The sequence below is a fragment of the Nostoc sp. genome (genome assembly GCF_036917535.1).
Lineage (GTDB): Bacteria > Cyanobacteriota > Cyanobacteriia > Cyanobacteriales > Nostocaceae > Nostoc.
Genome location: NZ_JBALDA010000038.1, coordinates 39,562 through 55,469, shown reverse-complemented (window position 1 = coordinate 55,469; position 15,908 = coordinate 39,562). Strand labels below are relative to the sequence as shown.

Here is a 15,908-nt window from a genome sequence, read left to right as displayed (position 1 = left end):
TATGCTCCATTCGCCAAAGGCTATCCTTAAAGCCGCTTTACAAAAGTTTATCTTTTATATAGCCATAAACTTTGAGTTAGTTAAATCTATTAAATGTTTGCTTGCTGCCGTTGATATAGTGACCAGTACAAACCTTTTTGTTGCAACAATTGTGAGTGAGTACCACGTTCGGCAATCACGCCTTGCTCCAATACCAAAATCAAGTCAGCACGTTTAAGGGGTGCAAAGCGGTGAGCAATCAGAAACACGGTACGGTTAGCGGAAATTTTTTGCAGGTTTTGCAGCACCTGTTGTTCAGTTTCACTATCCAAGGCGCTGGTAGCTTCATCCAAAACTAAAATCGGCGCTTGGGAAAGAAATAGCCTTGCTAGGGCAATACGTTGTCTCTGTCCACCAGATAAAGCTGTACCGCGTTCGCCAACATTGGTTTCGTAACCGTAGGGTAATTGACTGATGAAGTCGTGGGCCACGGCTAATCTTGCCGCCTCTACTACTTGCTCTGCGGTAATGTCGGGACTACCGAGAGTGATATTTTCCAAAATAGAACCGTTAAATAAAAAGTCTTCTTGGAGAACTACACTAACTTGTTGCCTCAGTGAGGCTAAATCGGCACTTTTTATATCAAAACCATCAATCAGGATGCGTCCTGATTCAATTTGATAGAGGCGTTGTAATAGTTTAGACAGAGTACTTTTCCCAGAACCGCTACGTCCGACAATGCCAACAAACTGCCCTGGTTCGGCACTGAAAGAGATTCCCCGCAAAATTGCGTCAAAGTTGGACCGATAGCGGAAAAATACTTGCTCGAAGGTGACTTGTCCTTTCAGGGGTGGTAAAACTAGGCCAGTTCCCAGTTCAGCTTCTGGAGAGACGTTGAGAATATCACCAATGCGATCTACAGAAAGTAGCACTTGTTGAAGGTTTTGCCACAACTGTACTAAACGCAAAAGCGGGCCTGTGACTCTACCAGACAGCATTTGAAATGCAACAAGCTGTCCAATTGTGAGTTTTTGTTCGATGACTAACTTGGCACCAAACCAGAGAATCAGCATGGTGGAAAAATTCGTGAGAAAATCACCAATGTTACTGCTGATATTGGAGGTGGTAGAAGCTTTAAAACCTGTGCGAATGAAGCGGGCAAATAAGCCTTCCCAGCGATCGCGGGCTACTGGTTCGGCTGCATGAGCTTTTACCGAGTGAATCCCCGTCACTGTCTCTACTAAAAACGATTGACTATCGGCACTCCGGTTAAAAGTTTCGTTTAGCCAGTTACGCAGAATTGGTGTTGCAACTATCGTTAATGTGGCAAATAGCGGCAGTACTGCTAAGGCGACAAAGGTGAGTGGGATATTATAGTAAAACATCAATGCCAGGTATACCACAGCAAAGATGCTATCCAAAATCACAGTTAATGCTGTACCTGTGAGAAACTGACGAATTTGTTCGAGTTCCTGGACTCTTGCTACTGTGTCTCCGACGCGCCGCGACTCAAAATAAGCCAAAGGCAAACGCATCAGATGGCGAAATAGCTGTGCTGATAAACTCAAATCCAGACGACGAGCTGTATGGGTAAAGATAAATAGGCGCAGAATACCCAGTATGGACTCAAATATGGCTACGCATAAAAGTGCCAGCGCCATCACATCGAGAGTTGGCAAACTTCCCTGCACCATCACTTTATCAATGACGACTTGGGTAATTAGCGGTGTTGTTAACCCCAAAAGCTGCAAGGTAAAAGATGCTAACAATACTTCTGTGAGCAATCCCTTATACTTCCAAACTGCTGGGGTAAACCAACTCAGGTTAAATTTTTCTTGCTGGGATATGAGTTCTACTTGCCACAATTGTCCATCCCAAGACACCTCAACTATTGACTGCGGCAAGCTTTCACAAGTCCGTTCGGGATTTAGAGGGTTAGCGATAATTAAGCGATCGCTTTTAACTCCATAAGCTACCACCCAGGATGGACTCTGGGGTGAGTCAGAATTCCATAGTAGTAAAGCTGGAAATGATAACTGTCGCAACTCACCCCAACTCACTTGTAACCGCCGCATCACTAACCCTAACTTTTCTGCTGCTTCCACAACCTGTTTTGGGCGTTGTCCTCTGAGTTGGCGCTGCACCCATTCCAGTTGCACGGAATTTTCTAACTGTTGCGCCACCATTGTTAAACAGGCAGCAGCAGTGTTCCAGCTGGCAACAAACGGATAAATTGCAGTGATTAGATTGGCGGCTGGGAGTCCTTTTTGGGGTTGGAGGCTGTGGGGGCTGGAAGTCCCGTCCGAGGCTGGTATTACTGAAGGAGTGGCAGAGAAGGAAAACATCTCCTTTTGTCCCTCCATGTCCACTGGTGAAGCTTGCCAAAATTCCAGAATTTGCGGGTGAGAAAATTCTGCCCACAGTGCAGTATCCCAATAAACTACTATCACTTCTTTACTAGCAGCTACAGCTTTAAAATCCGCAGACAGCTTTTGGAAGTCACCAAACCAATCCCCTGCATCTAGGGCTGCTAAAGGTTTGCCAATTCCTTCTTGAGACAGCGCATTGGGCGGCTTTGCCGACTTGTTGCGACTGTCGTCTCGCAAACGGACTTTCCCAACCACAATTAAGAATTGATAGCCACCAACATCGTTTGACCAGATTTTTTCTCCAAGACGATACTGGCGGGTTTGACACTTATTTTCTAATAGGGATTGTTGTTCGGGAGTCAACCAGCATAGCGGTGGCTGATTCCAAGGCAAAGAAGCTAGCACTTTTAATCGTAAAGATTCATTATCCAGAATTTTTAACTCACTTGTAACTTGACTGTCAGTTTTTGAATTTTCTCTGCTAGCCATTTTTCAAACAACTCATTTTGTAGTGCTTGCTGTAGTTGAGTATCTTCTAAAGACGCTGGTAGAAATTGTTCTACTCGAAACAAACCATAAGGACCTTCTCCTTGGGGAGAGTCTTTGCCAACGATTTCTATTGGTCCTATCAATTCTCCAGGACTAGCCACATCAATAGCTGCCCGTAATATATCCGGCATACTACCTCGGCTGACGATTCCCATCATGCCATTCACAATTCGATCATCTGAAAGGGAATACTCTTTAGCTAGTTGCTCAAAACTACCTCCTTCTTCAATTTGGGTTTGGAGTTCGTCTGCTAATTCTCGATTATCAACAACAATCCGGGAAAGTACCACCCGATCCAAGAAAATCTTGCGCTCAATAAAATATTCTGGGAGTTTTCCTTCCGTCACTACAGCTTTCAGCTTTTCTAACTTGTAACCAAAAGCAACCGATGTGTGAAAAGTAGCGTAATCTGTGTTATTTGTCTTTAACCATTCTTGAAAACTTTGTGGGTCAGTTAGTTGATTTTTCAGTCTAAAGTCAATAATTGACTGTTCAGTTATTGCGGTGCCAATTTCAATATCACTTCGTGTTCTGATTTCTTCCTCAATCACGTACTGCCGGAGAATATCCCCAATGAACTGTCCCAATTTTCCAGAGGCTTGCAGGTACTTTACTGCTTGCTCAATAGAAATTATTTGGTCATTAATTGTCAAAAATGATAAATATTCCATGAACTAATTATGTAAAAATGGTTAAACACTTATAGGACGTTTTTTATTAAATCATATAGAAATCATCTGATTGTTAATGGATAAATATGATAAAGATTCCATAAACTAATTACATCTAAATGGTCAAAAAATTATATAGCTAGTAAATAAAATAATTTGCCACGATCACTTTTACAGTCTAGCCGGGACAAAATCAGGATTGAAAATATCAGTGGTGGCGCAGTAGTAAGGCAAATTAGTTATTTTCTACCAATGCCCTTCAAGAGTGCTGTTAGCAGTAGCAGGGCATTTAGCCCGTGCTGTTAGCGGAATTGTTTTGCTCAATACCCCACTTAAACGAGTAATTGTTTATTCTCATCAGTCTAGTTAATGAAAGTTATCCATGTCCAGGCCAATAGCACAGATGCGATCGCACCAATTAATGTATTAAAAATATTTACTACTTCATTGGTCAGCCAAGTATACTTAGATTGCAGTGTTGCGCCAATCACACTTTCTAAGTTGGTGGCAATAAATGCTGCCAGTACACACCAAGCTACTCCAAATAGATCGATTAAGCCAACTCCCCAACCCACAAATGCGATCGCTACAGAAGCCACAATCCCAGCTAAAGTTCCCTCCAAGCTTACCGCTCCTTCTGTACCACGAGGCACTGGTTGGAGTGTGGTGATCAAAAAGGTGCTTTTACCATAAGCTTTACCGACTTCACTAGCAGTGGTGTCAGCTAGCTTTGTGCTGAAACTCGCTACATAGGCTAGCAATAATAGAGACAGGGGATTAGGGATTAGCGACTGGGGAGTAGGTACGAGGAATCCCGAATTTATTATTCCTACTCCCAAAGCACACAGTGCCCCAGTTAAAGCCGAACCCCAAACATTTTCTGGGCCTCTTGCCCCAGAACGCTTTTCGGCAATTCCTTCTGCCTCTTTCTGCGCCATCCCGATGCGGGTAACGCCAGAACCAACCAAAAAATAGAACATTACTACTGCATATCCTTGCCAGCCTAATGTTACCCAAATTAAGATGGCCAAAAACCAAGCGTGGAATAATCCAGCAGGGGTAAGTAGCTTTTTCGGAGCAATCCAAGCTAAACCCAATAAAATCGTGTTTAATACTACTGCTACTAACCAGGGATTTACAGAATCAATTGAGGATGACATCAGCAATTAATTATGAGTAATTTTGTTTGAATATCAACAGAATAACCAATTTGTGATGCTTGGTGCTTTATTTTGGAAACCTCTCTAGTTCAAGTAATATGTTTGTATTATTAATTAAATTGCATAGGCATAGCTCTCAAAGCAGAATGTCAAACTATCAATGATGTCTTAGACATACACTGTAATATTGACTAAAGAACGTGAATTAAACAAAATACAAAACTTCTTTTGAGTTAGGTAAACTCTTCTCCGTAACCGCAGAGTATAGTGGCTGAAGTATTACTCAGTCCCCAATCTTAGTCATAAGCATAAAGAATATAATTTAATATCAATAAAAACTGTGTTCAAGTTAACCACAGTCAAAACTTAATAGCATAAATTGTAGATAGCATCAACTATTAGTCTTTTTCACACAAGCTATGAACCAAACTTTATTCCATTTAGCTTTCCCGATAACTGACATTGCCCAAACAAAAGCATATTATGTAGATGGTTTGGGCTGCATTCCTGGTCGTGAAAACCACCATGCCCTGATTCTCAATCTCTACGGTCATCAATTAGTGGCTCATGTCACAAAAGAACCTTTGACACTGCAAAAAACTATCTATCCCAGACACTTTGGGCTAATTTTTACCCAAGAACGTGACTGGCAAGACTTACTAAAAAGAGCACAACAACAACAGCTGCTTTTTCGCGAAGAAACCAAAAATCGCTTTGTTGGTTCTCCTCTTGAACATCGCACTTTCTTTTTAGAAGATCCCTTTTATAACCTCATGGAGTTCAAGTATTATCGTCACCCAGAGGCGATTTTTGGGAGTTACGAACATACGCAAATTGGGGATAGGACTTAAAAAATTAAAAATGAAAAATTAAAAATCAAGTAATGCAAGCATAGTAAGCATCCTGGCTATTGACTGGATTTTTTATTTAGCAAGGGTAGCTTAATAGGCTTTGCTAAAGCTGCTGTAACTACCGCTAAACTCCTGGAGTTTGTGAGCATCCAAGGGTGTAGAGTAACTGGTACTATTACTTGGCTTCCTACGGGCATTTGTGAACTATTTGCTGGGACAATCATTAAATCATAAGGTGTCCAGATAGACGTAAAATCTAACTGCCCCAACATTACAGCATCAGAATTTAAATCCTTGAGAAAAATGCTGTCGGGGCGCATTTGTAGGCAACCAGGACGCCGGGAACCATAAGCCACAACAGTTCCACGATGAGGCGAAGAGATTGTAAGAAACCGCTGCACACGGTTAATTCCTCCCAATCGCTGAACATAGTAACGGCTGACAATTCCTCCCATGCTGAAGCCGATTAAATCTAGGCGTTGTTCTGGTGCAAAGGTCGCTGTAACATAATTGGCTATTTGTTTTGCCAATTCATCAAGACCCACATCACCATTATTAGGAACTAGATTCAGGCTATATACAGACCAACCTCGTTGTATAAGGTATGCCCTCATTTTATGGAAAACTGCCTCTGTGTCGTCAATGCCGTGTATTAACAAAACGGGATTGCGTTGTTGATTTTCAATATTCATTTACAAAATCTGGCTGAATTAAGGGGTGTATTTCACTTTTGTAGGTACATACTGCTCTACAAACTGAAGCTATTGCTTTTCGGATCGTTTATAAAGATATTGTTGCAAACAAAACTAAAATGCTTTCAAAGATAGTTAGTATAAAAATTAACTAATTCATCTCGCCATCTGCCATTTGGCTATGACACTCTTCCTACTGATTGAGAGTAAACTGCTTGTTTAACTTCAATTGGCTATTTACCAAACAAAGAAATGTTAATTATTGTAAAGCTTGCTTTCAGAATCTTGCTCTTAGCTACAGTAAAATTTAATAATTAGTTCTCGGTATGTGCAGGTTGCAAATGCTTGTAATAGAATATTTGCCCTGTGGTTTTACTACAATGTTAATTAAGCACAAGGCTATAAGGGCTTTCACCAAAGCAAGGTGACGCCAATAAGATGATAATGTAACATTCTGTCGTAATTTTTAACAATTACGGTTGAGTTCAAAATATAAAAGGTAAAAGGCAGGAGTAATTGTAATGGATTTTATCAAAAAGTTAATTTCGGGTATTCAGGGTTTCTTTGGCAGTATTCTAGGTTTCATTACTGGGCTATTACCAGGGAAGAAAAAAAGCAACGGCTACTTTTTAGAATTGGACGAAGCCAAAGATGCTGCTAAAGATGCTGCTAAAGAGGTAGCATCGAACGCGAAGAAAGTGGCAGATACAGTTACATCAACAGTTGCATCGAATGCTAAGAAAGTAACAGAGACAATTACATCAGAAGCACCAACTTCATCCAAGCCAGATTCGTTGAACGGAGCAAAAACCGCGCCTGCTAAGGCTAAGGAAAAATCAGCTAAAAATCCCAAACAAGCTGACGTTCAATTAGTCCAGACTGCTGAAGGTCTTAAAGTTGAACCAGGCAATAAAGCAAAAGCCGCAGCAGCCAAAGTACTCAAAGAGCAGCCAACTGAAACAACCTTTGCACCAAAATATCTTGCTCCTTCGACTACTAGCTCTAATGGTCGTCGTCGTCCAGGAGCGAATATGAGTGCTTATTTAGACATGGCACGTCAAATTAAAACACCTAAATAATCTATAGAGACCGTAAATTTACGGTCTCTATAGATTAAAAAACGTGAAGATGCAAGGACTAAGATAATTTTGCCAGTTGTAGATGGAGGAACTCTCGAAAGTAAGAGCGATCGCTTAATTTTCTCCACTACAACTGGATTTTTTAGAATCGAGGCTTTTTCATCCAAAACTACTCTTCCTACCCAACCTTTGTTGACGGTGAACTCAAAGACGATTTCATTACTAAAGCCGAAAGGAAAGTTTAGTTGTTGAAGGTGTTGAGCCATTGGAGATATTGTGGCGATCGCTTTTCCTAAAGAAAATCTGGAGCTTCTGCTGAGGCTGGCGTTGATGGCATTAAAAGTGATATTTTATATACAGCCGAAGCTTTACCAAACTTAACTGCTTCAGGCATTTCCACTGGCACTTGCATAGACACGTATTCGCTTCCTGGTTCAATCTGCACGTCATTGCTGATAGCCACAAAAATCGGTATTGAGAAAGCAGTTGATAAGTTAAGACTGTTTTTGTAACTGCTTCTACAACAGCTTTGGTTTCAAAACTCACCATTTGATTCATCAAGTATTTGATCCAAGCACGTCCTCACAACTGCCCTACAGCAATATTTCCTGTTTCTTCAAATATAAAATTACGAATTATTTAACAAACACCAGTCCACTATATAAATGAAAAGCTGAATCCCAATTGGTCTGTTCTCGACGAAATAGACCGATGTGAGACTTGATATGACTCAGCATTTCTGTTTGATCTAATGTTGTATCTGCAAAAGAAGTGAAATCTGACCAGATTTTGACTTGAGGAAGTTGCTGGTCAATCCAACTTGATAAACTATTCCAATTAATTCTGATTGTATTTTGGCTAGCTTGGGGAATAATTTCTAAACCTCGCTGAAATTCATAGCCGTTATCATAAAGTCGGAGAATGCAGCGTCTACCAGGTATGTGTAAATCACAAAACTGGGCATAGTCTTGTGTTTGAGTTTTCCATTCTAGTTTACGGCGGGCATCAACATCTACAACTTGTTCAAAAATTGGCAAAAGTCCTACTACTTTTGCTGTGACTTCTGACCAATCAAAGGTGAGAAAACCGAGTTGATTTACCTCGTTACGACAAACAACAGTAGCTTGTAGGGTAGATGCTTGGAAATATTTGATTTGATAAACTTGAATTTGCTGAATTTGAACTATTGTTGCCCAAAAGCAAGGAATACCAGCCTGCTGTAGCTGTTTGCCATAAAATTTTAGTTCTCCTATTTGACCAGTGCGGTACAACTTCCAGCCACGACTTGGCAGTACCAACCGTGCAGTGTAGGGGTCTAACTGCATAATTTGGGCGAATTTTCGAGACGCTTCTGTTTTCAGTTCATTACTGAGTGGCTCTAAGACTAGTACGCCAAGTTCGGTATTATTCGGTTCAGATTTTGCTTGAGAAATAGCTCTTTGTCTTTCTTCTAGCTCAATTTCTTGTAGCCGTCGCAAACCTTGGCGTGCGAGCGTTACTATTTTGGCATTCCTTATATCTCGTAGCAGTTGCCGATAAATTTTTTCTGCATCTTGGTGCTTTTGAGTTACTTCATGTAGCCGACCGAGATAATATTGTACCCAAGGATTTTCAGGTGATTCTTTTTGCAGCTGTTTGAGTAACTTCGCTGCTGTTTGATAGTCTTTACGCTCAAAGGCGATCGCAACTTGCTCAATCATCACTTACTTTAAAAATATGCGTTGGAGTGATGTCTCGCGCAAAAGAAATTTTGCGTGAGCTATAAATCATTTATACTTCACAAGTTGCGGTAATCAAGGATAATGCTACTACCGGGGCTGTAACTGCTCTCAGGATACGGCGACCAAGGGAAACAGGTTGAAATCCAGCTGACTTGGCATTCTCAATTTCTTCTGTTGTCCATCCCCCTTCTGGCCCAGTAGCAATGATAATTGTTTCTTGTCCTTTGTGGTATAAGCAATCTTTTAAATGAGGAAAGTCACCACGCGCCACACAGATATATTGCTGGCTGTTTGCAAATGACAAACTCGTATTAAAAGCAACAGGCTCTAAAATTGTCGGCACGAATGAGCGCTCTGATTGTTCAGCGGCTTCCGCAGCGATGCGCCGCCAGCGTTCAAGCTTTTGAGGACTAGGATGAAGCAAAGTGCGATCGCTCAATACTGGTGCAATACAAGCTACTCCCAATTCTGTACAACACCGCACCACTTCATCAAATCCATTACCTTTGGGCAACGCCACCATTAGCGTAATCGATACAGGTAATTCAGTTTCTACCAAAAGCGCTTCTAAAACCTGTGCTTGTTCTCCTGCTAGCTGGGCTAACCACCATTTTCCCCTACCATCCATTGCAATAAAGCGATCGCCTTCACGCAAGCGCAACACGCGCCCCAAATAATGTTGTTGTTCTTTGGTGAGTAAAATTTGCTCTTGTTGGAGTTGGGAAGGTGCGATCGTAATTCTTTGCAGTTGAGACATTTTTCTAAATAAATTATCGTAAATTAAAAGGAGTCTGAAACTCTCTTCTTTACGAAACGCTGCACGTAGCTTGCTTCCCTGTAAGGGTACAATTTTGAATTTTGAATTTTGAATTTTGAATTTTTATTGTCCTGCTATAGATATCTGCTGTCTAACACAGGTACGGAAAGCACGAGTTGTTGCTATTTGTCCAACTTTTTTACTTTCTTGGATAAATTGGGGAATCTCTGTCACCAGCACAGGCGCAAAAGTTGGACTGCGATCGCTTTGCGAGTATTGTCTACTATTAAGAGTGTAGATTCTCAACACATTTCCGTTATATCGCCAGAATTCTGGAACTCCCATTGAAGCATAAAGGGTTAACTTGTCTATCTTGGGTCTGGAATATTCCACTTCCAGTACTATGTCTGGTGGTGGGTCTGTATTCAGGTCAATATTTTCTTTGTTGCGAACTAAGAATTCATTTTGGATATAGTAAGTATTGTCCGCTTCGCCTCCTTGCTCCAAATCATCCCGCGTCATAGTCAACGAGCCAGCACTTTTAACTTCTAAACCAAATTCTTCACACAGTACAAGAACAAAACCTTCAATGAGACGGTTTGAGTTCTCGTGTGGCATTAGCGGCGTCATAATTTCTACTATTCCGTTGTCATAAGCTAGCCTTTTATTTCGTTCAGACCCCATATCTGCCAGCATCGCTTTGAATGTCTGCCAGCTAATGTTTTGCAGCACATCCCTAGTCTCTGCGAATTTTGCTGTTGTTACCATAGTTCAGTTTTCCTGTGGATGTGTTACCTAACTGTATTAGGATTTATACCAAATAGACACAGATGGATTTATCTGTGTCTATCTGTAGTTTTATTATCTTCAATTTTTTGGCTTACGAAAGATTCTGAAAGTAAGCCTCCAGGGCTTCAGTAACTAACTGAGTCATCGGCTTACCTTGACTTTCTGCTACTTCCTTCAACTTGCTATAAATCTCTTCTTTCAAATTGACCCGATGGCGTGATTTATTTGCACCATTGGCTGTTTGGGGTTCGTATGTGGCAGCAAATTCGCGGATAGCATCAAAGCCAACGCGATCGCAAAAATCACCAAACTTTTCTTTCGATTTCCGAGATTTCTTAAAGTAAACAAAAATCGGTTCTAAGAAGCTTTCCAAGTCGTTATGGTGCAACTTATCTATATAAGGTTGTGCCAGTCGAGTCTGATTTGCCGAACCCCCTAACCATAATTGGTAAGATTCTGGGGCGCTACCAACAAAGCCCAATTCTGCTAGGTACGGACGAGCGCAACCGTTGGGGCATCCTGTCATCCTGGTCACAAAATGTTCTTTTTGTAAACCTAATTTATCCAACAGAGCGCGAATCCGCTCCAAAATACCCGGTATTGCGCGTTCTGATTCCGTGATTGCCAAACCGCAAGTGGGCAAAGCCGGACAAGCCATTGCATACCGTACTAAAGGTTCGATTTTGCTAGGGTCGTCTCCGACACCGTGACGGCTGAGAATATCTTGAATAGCTTCCTTGCTATCTGGTTCGATATCGTAAAAAATCAGGTTGTGGTTGGGTGTCAGGCGGATATGTAAGTTGAACTGCTTGACAATTTCCCGCAAGGCGGTTTTCAGTTGAAACGAACCTTCATCCTTGATTCGACCATTGTCAATGGAAATTCCTAAGAATAGCTTGCCATCACCTTGTTCATTCCAGCCGAGGAAGTCGTGAAATTTAAACTCTGGTAGTGGTTTGAAGGCTTCAACTGGTTTGCCGAAATATTCTTCAACTTGGGTGCGGAATTTATCTACGCCCCAATCGTTGATTAGATATTTTAATCTGGCATGACGACGGTCGGTGCGATCGCCATAATCTCTCTGGGTAGCAACAATCGCTTTCACTATGTCGTAAACGTCATCCTTGGCCACATAACCAATCTGGTCTGCTAACCGAGCGAAAGTTTCTTCTTTACCGTGGGTTCTACCTAAGCCACCACCAGCAAAAATATTAAATCCTTCTAGCTGTTTTTTCTTATTAGTAATTACTACCAGCGTCAGGTCTTGAGAATACAAATCAACCGAATTATCCCCTGGCACTGTCACGCAAATTTTGAACTTGCGGGGCATATAGTGAGTGCCATAAATCGGTTCTTCGTTGTGATGGATAATTGTGCCATTGCCATTGCGCCCTCGAGCCGCCTTCACCTCTGGGTTCTCTTCAGCACTAATTGCTTTTTCCCCATCTAACCAAATTTCGTAATAAGCGCCTGTTTGTGCTGACAGCAAGTCAGCAATATTCTGGGCATACTCCCAAGCATATTGATACTCTGGGCGATTCTTAAAGGGGGCTGGTGGTGCCATCACGTTGCGGTTGATGTCGCCGCAAGCTCCCAAAGTCGAACCCAGGTTGTTGACAATCGTGGCAATTGCTGATTTAAGATTCTTCTTTAAAATACCGTGCAGTTGGAAACCTTGACGGGTAGTTGCTCGTAACGTGTGGTTACCATACTCATCAGCGATTTTATCTAAAGCCAGATACAGCTGCGGCGGTACCAAACCACCCGGATTTTTTGTCCGCAGCATAAACTGGTAATCTTTTTCCTGTCCCTTGGTGCGGTTGTCGCGGTTATCCTGCTGGTAAGAACCGTGAAACTTCAAAAGCTGTACCGCATTTTCAGTAAAATGGGTAGTGTCTTGAAGGATCTCAGTTGCTACAGGTTCACGCAAAAAATTACTATTTTCCTTGATTCCTTCTACTTTGGAAGGCTTACGGCTAGCGATGGGGGAAGGAGCAGATTTAACCATTAGACTTACATATATATAGGATTCTCAATAAAGCATTAGTAGACGCCGAATTAGCACCTTTCGGCTACTTTATCCCCGGTAATCCGGCCGGAATAATGAGGAATATTTTAATTTTACCACGGCAAAAGCAGGCTTTGTCAGTGATGTAACACTTAACAAAACCAGCTTTTAGGAGTAGTGAGTTTTGTTAGCCGTAGCGGGACGTTTAGCTTGTGCTGAGTCTTGAGTACTAAGTAAAGTATAGAGCGACTGAGGACTCAATAATTTTTTATTTGAAGCGATAGCCAATACCACCATTGATGCTAACAGCAGAAGCATCGCTATTTTAGTAGGCACCAAGTCCGATTTTTGCCTACTTTTTCACAGAGGGTGAAAAAGTAGGCTGTAACATCTGTTGCAACAAGCTATAAAGGGAATCTATAAAGTTAATTTTGAGCAATTCTTGTGGAGATTGAATAATGCTAACCGCTGCAAAAACGTTGTCTGGTTTGATGGGTTTATGTATCGGTGATGCGTTGGGTGTGCCAGTGGAGTTTACTAGCCGTGCTGAACGAGTAAAATCTCCAGTTACAACGATGTTGGGTTATGGCACATGGAATCAACCACCAGGAACTTGGTCAGATGACAGTTCCTTAAGCTTTTGCTTGGCAGAATGCCTTTGTAGGGGGTATTCTTTGGATGCTATAGCTAATTCCTTCTGGCGCTGGTACAAGGAAGCTTACTGGACTCCACGCGGCGATGTCTTTGACATTGGTCAAACTACTCATACAGCAATTATGCGCCTGAAACAGGGAGTTGTTCCCCATCAGGCGGGCGGTAAGGTTGAAAATAGTAATGGCAATGGTTCGTTGATGAGAATCTTGCCGATGGCTTATTGTCACAGAAGCTTAACTTTAAACGAATTGCTGGCGCGGGTACATGATGTTTCGGCAATTACTCATGCTCATGCGCGATCGCAAATGGCCTGTGGCATTTATATTAGTATTGCAGTGGCGCTCTTGGAAGGGGCTGACCCCCAAACAGCTTATTTACAAGGATTGCAAGATATTCAAACAATTTATTCTGTGCGGGAATTTTTGTTAGAGAAGCCGCATTTTGGCAGAGTTTTGAGTGGTGAGCTTGCCAAGATACCAGTAGAAGAGATTAATTCTGGTGGCTATGTAATTGACACCTTGGAGTCATCCCTGTGGTGTTTATTAAATAGCTCGTCTTATTCTCAGGCAGTACTAAAAGCTGTTAACTTAGGCGGAGATACCGATACTACCGCCGCCGTCACCGGTGGATTAGCGGGAATTTATTACGGCGTGGAAAATATTCCTAAACAATGGATGAACCAAATTGCTCGTAGACAAGACATTATTTACTTAGCAGAGCGTTTTGGTAGGTCTGTTTACAGCTAGTCCCAATCTTATCAAAAATTCAAGTGCTTAATATGCTAGTGCTAAACCATCAGAACGAGATTCAGAAGCAGCAACTAACACTCCATTATGTCTCAGAATCATTTGACCTTTACCAAACATTATTTCAGAAGCAATTTCTTGATTATGACCTCGCTTTCTTAAACCTTCAATAATTTCAGAACTTACACTCTTTTCTAAAAGGATCTTATTGCCTTCTAAAAATCGCCATCTAGGTGCATCTAAAGCTGCTTGAGGATTCATTTGATAGTCAGATAAATTAACTACCATTTGTAAGTGTCCTTGAGGTTGCATTGGTGCACCCATAACCCCAAAAGGGCCTAAAGGTTGATTGTCTTTAGTCAGAAAACCAGGGATAATAGTATGAAATGGAAGTTTTTGTGGTGCAACTTGATTAGGATGTCCCTCTTGTAAAGTAAATCCTGCTGCCCGACATTGTAAAGAAATTCCAGTTTCAGGTATTAAAATACCGCTACCAAATCCTTCATAGTTAGATTGAATGAAGGATACCATTAAATCTGGATCGGCAGTACATAAATAAACAGTTCCTCCTTGAGTTAATCCTGTATTAGCCAGAGTAATTGCTGTATCTTCAATTAAAGATTGACGCTGGATAGCATAATTTTTATCTAGTAGTTGATTAACAGAAATCTTCATCAAATCTGGATCGCAAACATGAGAATAAACATCAGCAAAAGCAAGTTTCATTGCTTCAATTTGATAGTGGAAACTTTCGGTTGAATCACGAGCATATTTTTCGATTTTCAAGTTTTCTAAAATATTCAGTGCCATCAATGCAGCAATTCCTTGTCCATTGGGAGGGATTTCCCACACTTGTAATTGCTTGTATTGAGTTGAGATTGGATCGCACCAAGTGGGTTGATGATTAGCTAAATCAGTTTTTGTTAAACATCCTCCTGTATCAGTAGAAAAATTAGCGGCTGCGATCGCTAATTTTCCTCGATAAAAGCTTTCTCCTCCGCTATTGGCAATTTCTTTTAATGTTTCTGCAAACCATAAACTCCCCCAGACTTCTCCTGTTTTAGGGGCACGATGATTAGGAAAAAAGACTTGCTTGAACGGCTGAAATTCTGGAGAATTTAGAGATAGATAAATATTTTCTTGACGTTGCCAATATTGTGCAGTTACGGGAGACAAAGAAAATCCTTGTTCTGCATAACGGATTGCTGGAATAAATAGTTGTTCAAACGGTAATTTTCCCCATCGATTCCATAATTGATACCAAGCAGAAACTGCTCCCGGAACAGTTACAGATAACCATCCTAATTGAGGAATTTTTTCCATACCTAAGTATGATTTTAAATTCAGTTGTTGAGGACTTCTTCCAGAAGCATTAAGACCATGTAATTTTCCATCCCAAACAATCGCAAACGCATCTGAACCAATTCCATTTGATGTAGGTTCAACAACGGTTAAAGCAATCGCAGTCGCAACGGCAGCATCAACTGCATTTCCTCCTGCTAAAAACATTTCTATTCCTGCTAAGGTTGCTAAATTTTGACTAGTAGCAACAGCATATTTTTTGCCTAAAATAACTCGACGGTGGGAATGATAAGGATAATTATTGAGATTAAACTCCATAAAATGGCTCTGTAGTAATATTTTTTTGCCAAATGATTCTTGGCGGACTATACCACACTCCCTAAGTATTCATGGAAGGTTAAGACAAAATCAGTTTTATCAAGAGTGCTGAGTTTCAAGTGCCTCGGCTTAGAGTGAAAGACCACCCACAAGAGGAGGCAGTTCGGTCTTCTCTATTGGTGCTAGGGCGTGTTTTCAAACTATAACCATAACAAAATGGAGGCGATCGCGAGCGCTCATGGCTGTATAATTAGCTGCAAGTT

Annotated in this window: 14 protein-coding genes; 3 read left to right on the top strand and 11 right to left on the bottom strand. The window is 41.3% G+C overall.

The genetic code is table 11. The features are described 5' to 3' along the window. Positions 1–89 precede the first annotated feature (89 nt). From V7K56_RS13115 to V7K56_RS13105, 3 genes are all read right to left on the bottom strand, one after another. Positions 90–2,837 carry a peptidase domain-containing ABC transporter gene (locus tag V7K56_RS13115; protein ID WP_334911063.1) on the bottom strand — a complete coding sequence of 916 codons (2,748 nt, stop codon included), beginning with the start codon at positions 2,835–2,837 and terminating at the stop codon, positions 90–92. After that, the gene (locus V7K56_RS13110) at positions 2,786–3,568 is read right to left on the bottom strand and encodes a foldase protein PrsA (RefSeq protein WP_334911062.1); all 783 of its coding nucleotides are present in this window, start codon (positions 3,566–3,568) and stop codon (positions 2,786–2,788) included. Before V7K56_RS13110 ends, V7K56_RS13115 begins: the two co-directional genes overlap by 52 nt. A gap of 362 nt (positions 3,569–3,930) precedes the next feature. Continuing rightward, complete coding sequence (locus tag V7K56_RS13105) at positions 3,931–4,728, bottom strand: TIGR00297 family protein (protein WP_334911060.1); 798 nt, start codon at positions 4,726–4,728, stop codon at positions 3,931–3,933. Between the two features lie 419 nt (positions 4,729–5,147). On the opposite strand from V7K56_RS13105, the gene V7K56_RS13100 reads away from it, so the two are divergent. Continuing rightward, on the top strand, positions 5,148–5,579 hold the full coding sequence (locus V7K56_RS13100) for a VOC family protein (RefSeq protein ID WP_334911058.1): 432 nt from the start codon (positions 5,148–5,150) through the stop codon (positions 5,577–5,579). 56 nt (positions 5,580–5,635) lie between these two features. On the opposite strand, the gene V7K56_RS13095 is transcribed toward V7K56_RS13100, so the two are convergent. After that, positions 5,636–6,271 carry an esterase/lipase family protein gene (locus tag V7K56_RS13095; RefSeq protein WP_334911056.1) on the bottom strand — a complete coding sequence of 212 codons (636 nt, stop codon included), beginning with the start codon at positions 6,269–6,271 and terminating at the stop codon, positions 5,636–5,638. Positions 6,272–6,792: 521 nt separating this feature from the next. Between V7K56_RS13095 and V7K56_RS13090 the strand changes: the two genes are divergently transcribed. Continuing rightward, positions 6,793–7,350, top strand: coding sequence for a hypothetical protein (locus tag V7K56_RS13090; RefSeq protein WP_334911054.1), 558 nt, complete (start codon positions 6,793–6,795; stop codon positions 7,348–7,350). On the opposite strand, the gene V7K56_RS13085 is transcribed toward V7K56_RS13090, so the two are convergent. From V7K56_RS13085 to sir, 6 genes are all read right to left on the bottom strand, one after another. Continuing rightward, entirely contained in the window at positions 7,329–7,616 is a 288-nt protein-coding gene (locus V7K56_RS13085; protein WP_334911052.1) for an after-VIT domain-containing protein, read from the bottom strand. The two genes, V7K56_RS13090 and V7K56_RS13085, sit on opposite strands and share 22 nt — an antisense overlap. A gap of 26 nt (positions 7,617–7,642) precedes the next feature. Next, positions 7,643–7,813, bottom strand: a complete 171-nt coding sequence (locus V7K56_RS13080) for a hypothetical protein (protein ID WP_334911050.1) — start codon at positions 7,811–7,813, stop codon at positions 7,643–7,645. A 172-nt stretch (positions 7,814–7,985) separates the two neighbouring features. Beyond that, positions 7,986–9,050, bottom strand: coding sequence for a tetratricopeptide repeat protein (locus tag V7K56_RS13075; protein ID WP_334911048.1), 1,065 nt, complete (start codon positions 9,048–9,050; stop codon positions 7,986–7,988). A 70-nt stretch (positions 9,051–9,120) separates the two neighbouring features. Continuing rightward, positions 9,121–9,828 (bottom strand): 16S rRNA (uracil(1498)-N(3))-methyltransferase, encoded by a 708-nt coding sequence (locus V7K56_RS13070; RefSeq protein ID WP_334911046.1) that lies wholly within the window; start codon positions 9,826–9,828, stop codon positions 9,121–9,123. 123 nt (positions 9,829–9,951) lie between these two features. Continuing rightward, positions 9,952–10,596, bottom strand: a complete 645-nt coding sequence (locus V7K56_RS13065) for a Uma2 family endonuclease (protein ID WP_334911044.1) — start codon at positions 10,594–10,596, stop codon at positions 9,952–9,954. Between the two features lie 112 nt (positions 10,597–10,708). Continuing rightward, positions 10,709–12,625, bottom strand: a complete 1,917-nt coding sequence (gene sir / locus V7K56_RS13060) for a sulfite reductase, ferredoxin dependent (RefSeq protein ID WP_334911042.1) — start codon at positions 12,623–12,625, stop codon at positions 10,709–10,711. A gap of 458 nt (positions 12,626–13,083) precedes the next feature. Here sir and V7K56_RS13055 point away from each other — a divergent pair, with 458 nt between their 5' ends. Beyond that, positions 13,084–14,025 (top strand): ADP-ribosylglycohydrolase family protein, encoded by a 942-nt coding sequence (locus V7K56_RS13055; RefSeq protein WP_334911040.1) that lies wholly within the window; start codon positions 13,084–13,086, stop codon positions 14,023–14,025. A 27-nt stretch (positions 14,026–14,052) separates the two neighbouring features. Here the strand turns inward: V7K56_RS13055 and V7K56_RS13050 are convergent, their stop codons facing one another. Continuing rightward, positions 14,053–15,645 (bottom strand): gamma-glutamyltransferase family protein, encoded by a 1,593-nt coding sequence (locus V7K56_RS13050; RefSeq protein ID WP_334911039.1) that lies wholly within the window; start codon positions 15,643–15,645, stop codon positions 14,053–14,055. Positions 15,646–15,908: the final 263 nt, after the last annotated feature.

Coding starts and splice junctions, on each gene's coding strand:
- V7K56_RS13090 (WP_334911054.1), top strand. CDS start 6,793: ATGGATTTTATCAAAAAGTTAATTTCGGGTATTCAGGGTTTCTTTGGC.
- V7K56_RS13055 (WP_334911040.1), top strand. CDS start 13,084: ATGCTAACCGCTGCAAAAACGTTGTCTGGTTTGATGGGTTTATGTATC.
- V7K56_RS13110 (WP_334911062.1), bottom strand. CDS start 3,568: ATGGAATATTTATCATTTTTGACAATTAATGACCAAATAATTTCTATT.
- V7K56_RS13095 (WP_334911056.1), bottom strand. CDS start 6,271: ATGAATATTGAAAATCAACAACGCAATCCCGTTTTGTTAATACACGGC.
- sir (WP_334911042.1), bottom strand. CDS start 12,625: ATGGTTAAATCTGCTCCTTCCCCCATCGCTAGCCGTAAGCCTTCCAAA.
- V7K56_RS13075 (WP_334911048.1), bottom strand. CDS start 9,050: ATGATTGAGCAAGTTGCGATCGCCTTTGAGCGTAAAGACTATCAAACA.
- V7K56_RS13085 (WP_334911052.1), bottom strand. CDS start 7,616: ATGGCTCAACACCTTCAACAACTAAACTTTCCTTTCGGCTTTAGTAAT.
- V7K56_RS13070 (WP_334911046.1), bottom strand. CDS start 9,828: ATGTCTCAACTGCAAAGAATTACGATCGCACCTTCCCAACTCCAACAA.
- V7K56_RS13100 (WP_334911058.1), top strand. CDS start 5,148: ATGAACCAAACTTTATTCCATTTAGCTTTCCCGATAACTGACATTGCC.
- V7K56_RS13105 (WP_334911060.1), bottom strand. CDS start 4,728: ATGTCATCCTCAATTGATTCTGTAAATCCCTGGTTAGTAGCAGTAGTA.
- V7K56_RS13115 (WP_334911063.1), bottom strand. CDS start 2,837: ATGGCTAGCAGAGAAAATTCAAAAACTGACAGTCAAGTTACAAGTGAG.
- V7K56_RS13065 (WP_334911044.1), bottom strand. CDS start 10,596: ATGGTAACAACAGCAAAATTCGCAGAGACTAGGGATGTGCTGCAAAAC.
- V7K56_RS13050 (WP_334911039.1), bottom strand. CDS start 15,645: ATGGAGTTTAATCTCAATAATTATCCTTATCATTCCCACCGTCGAGTT.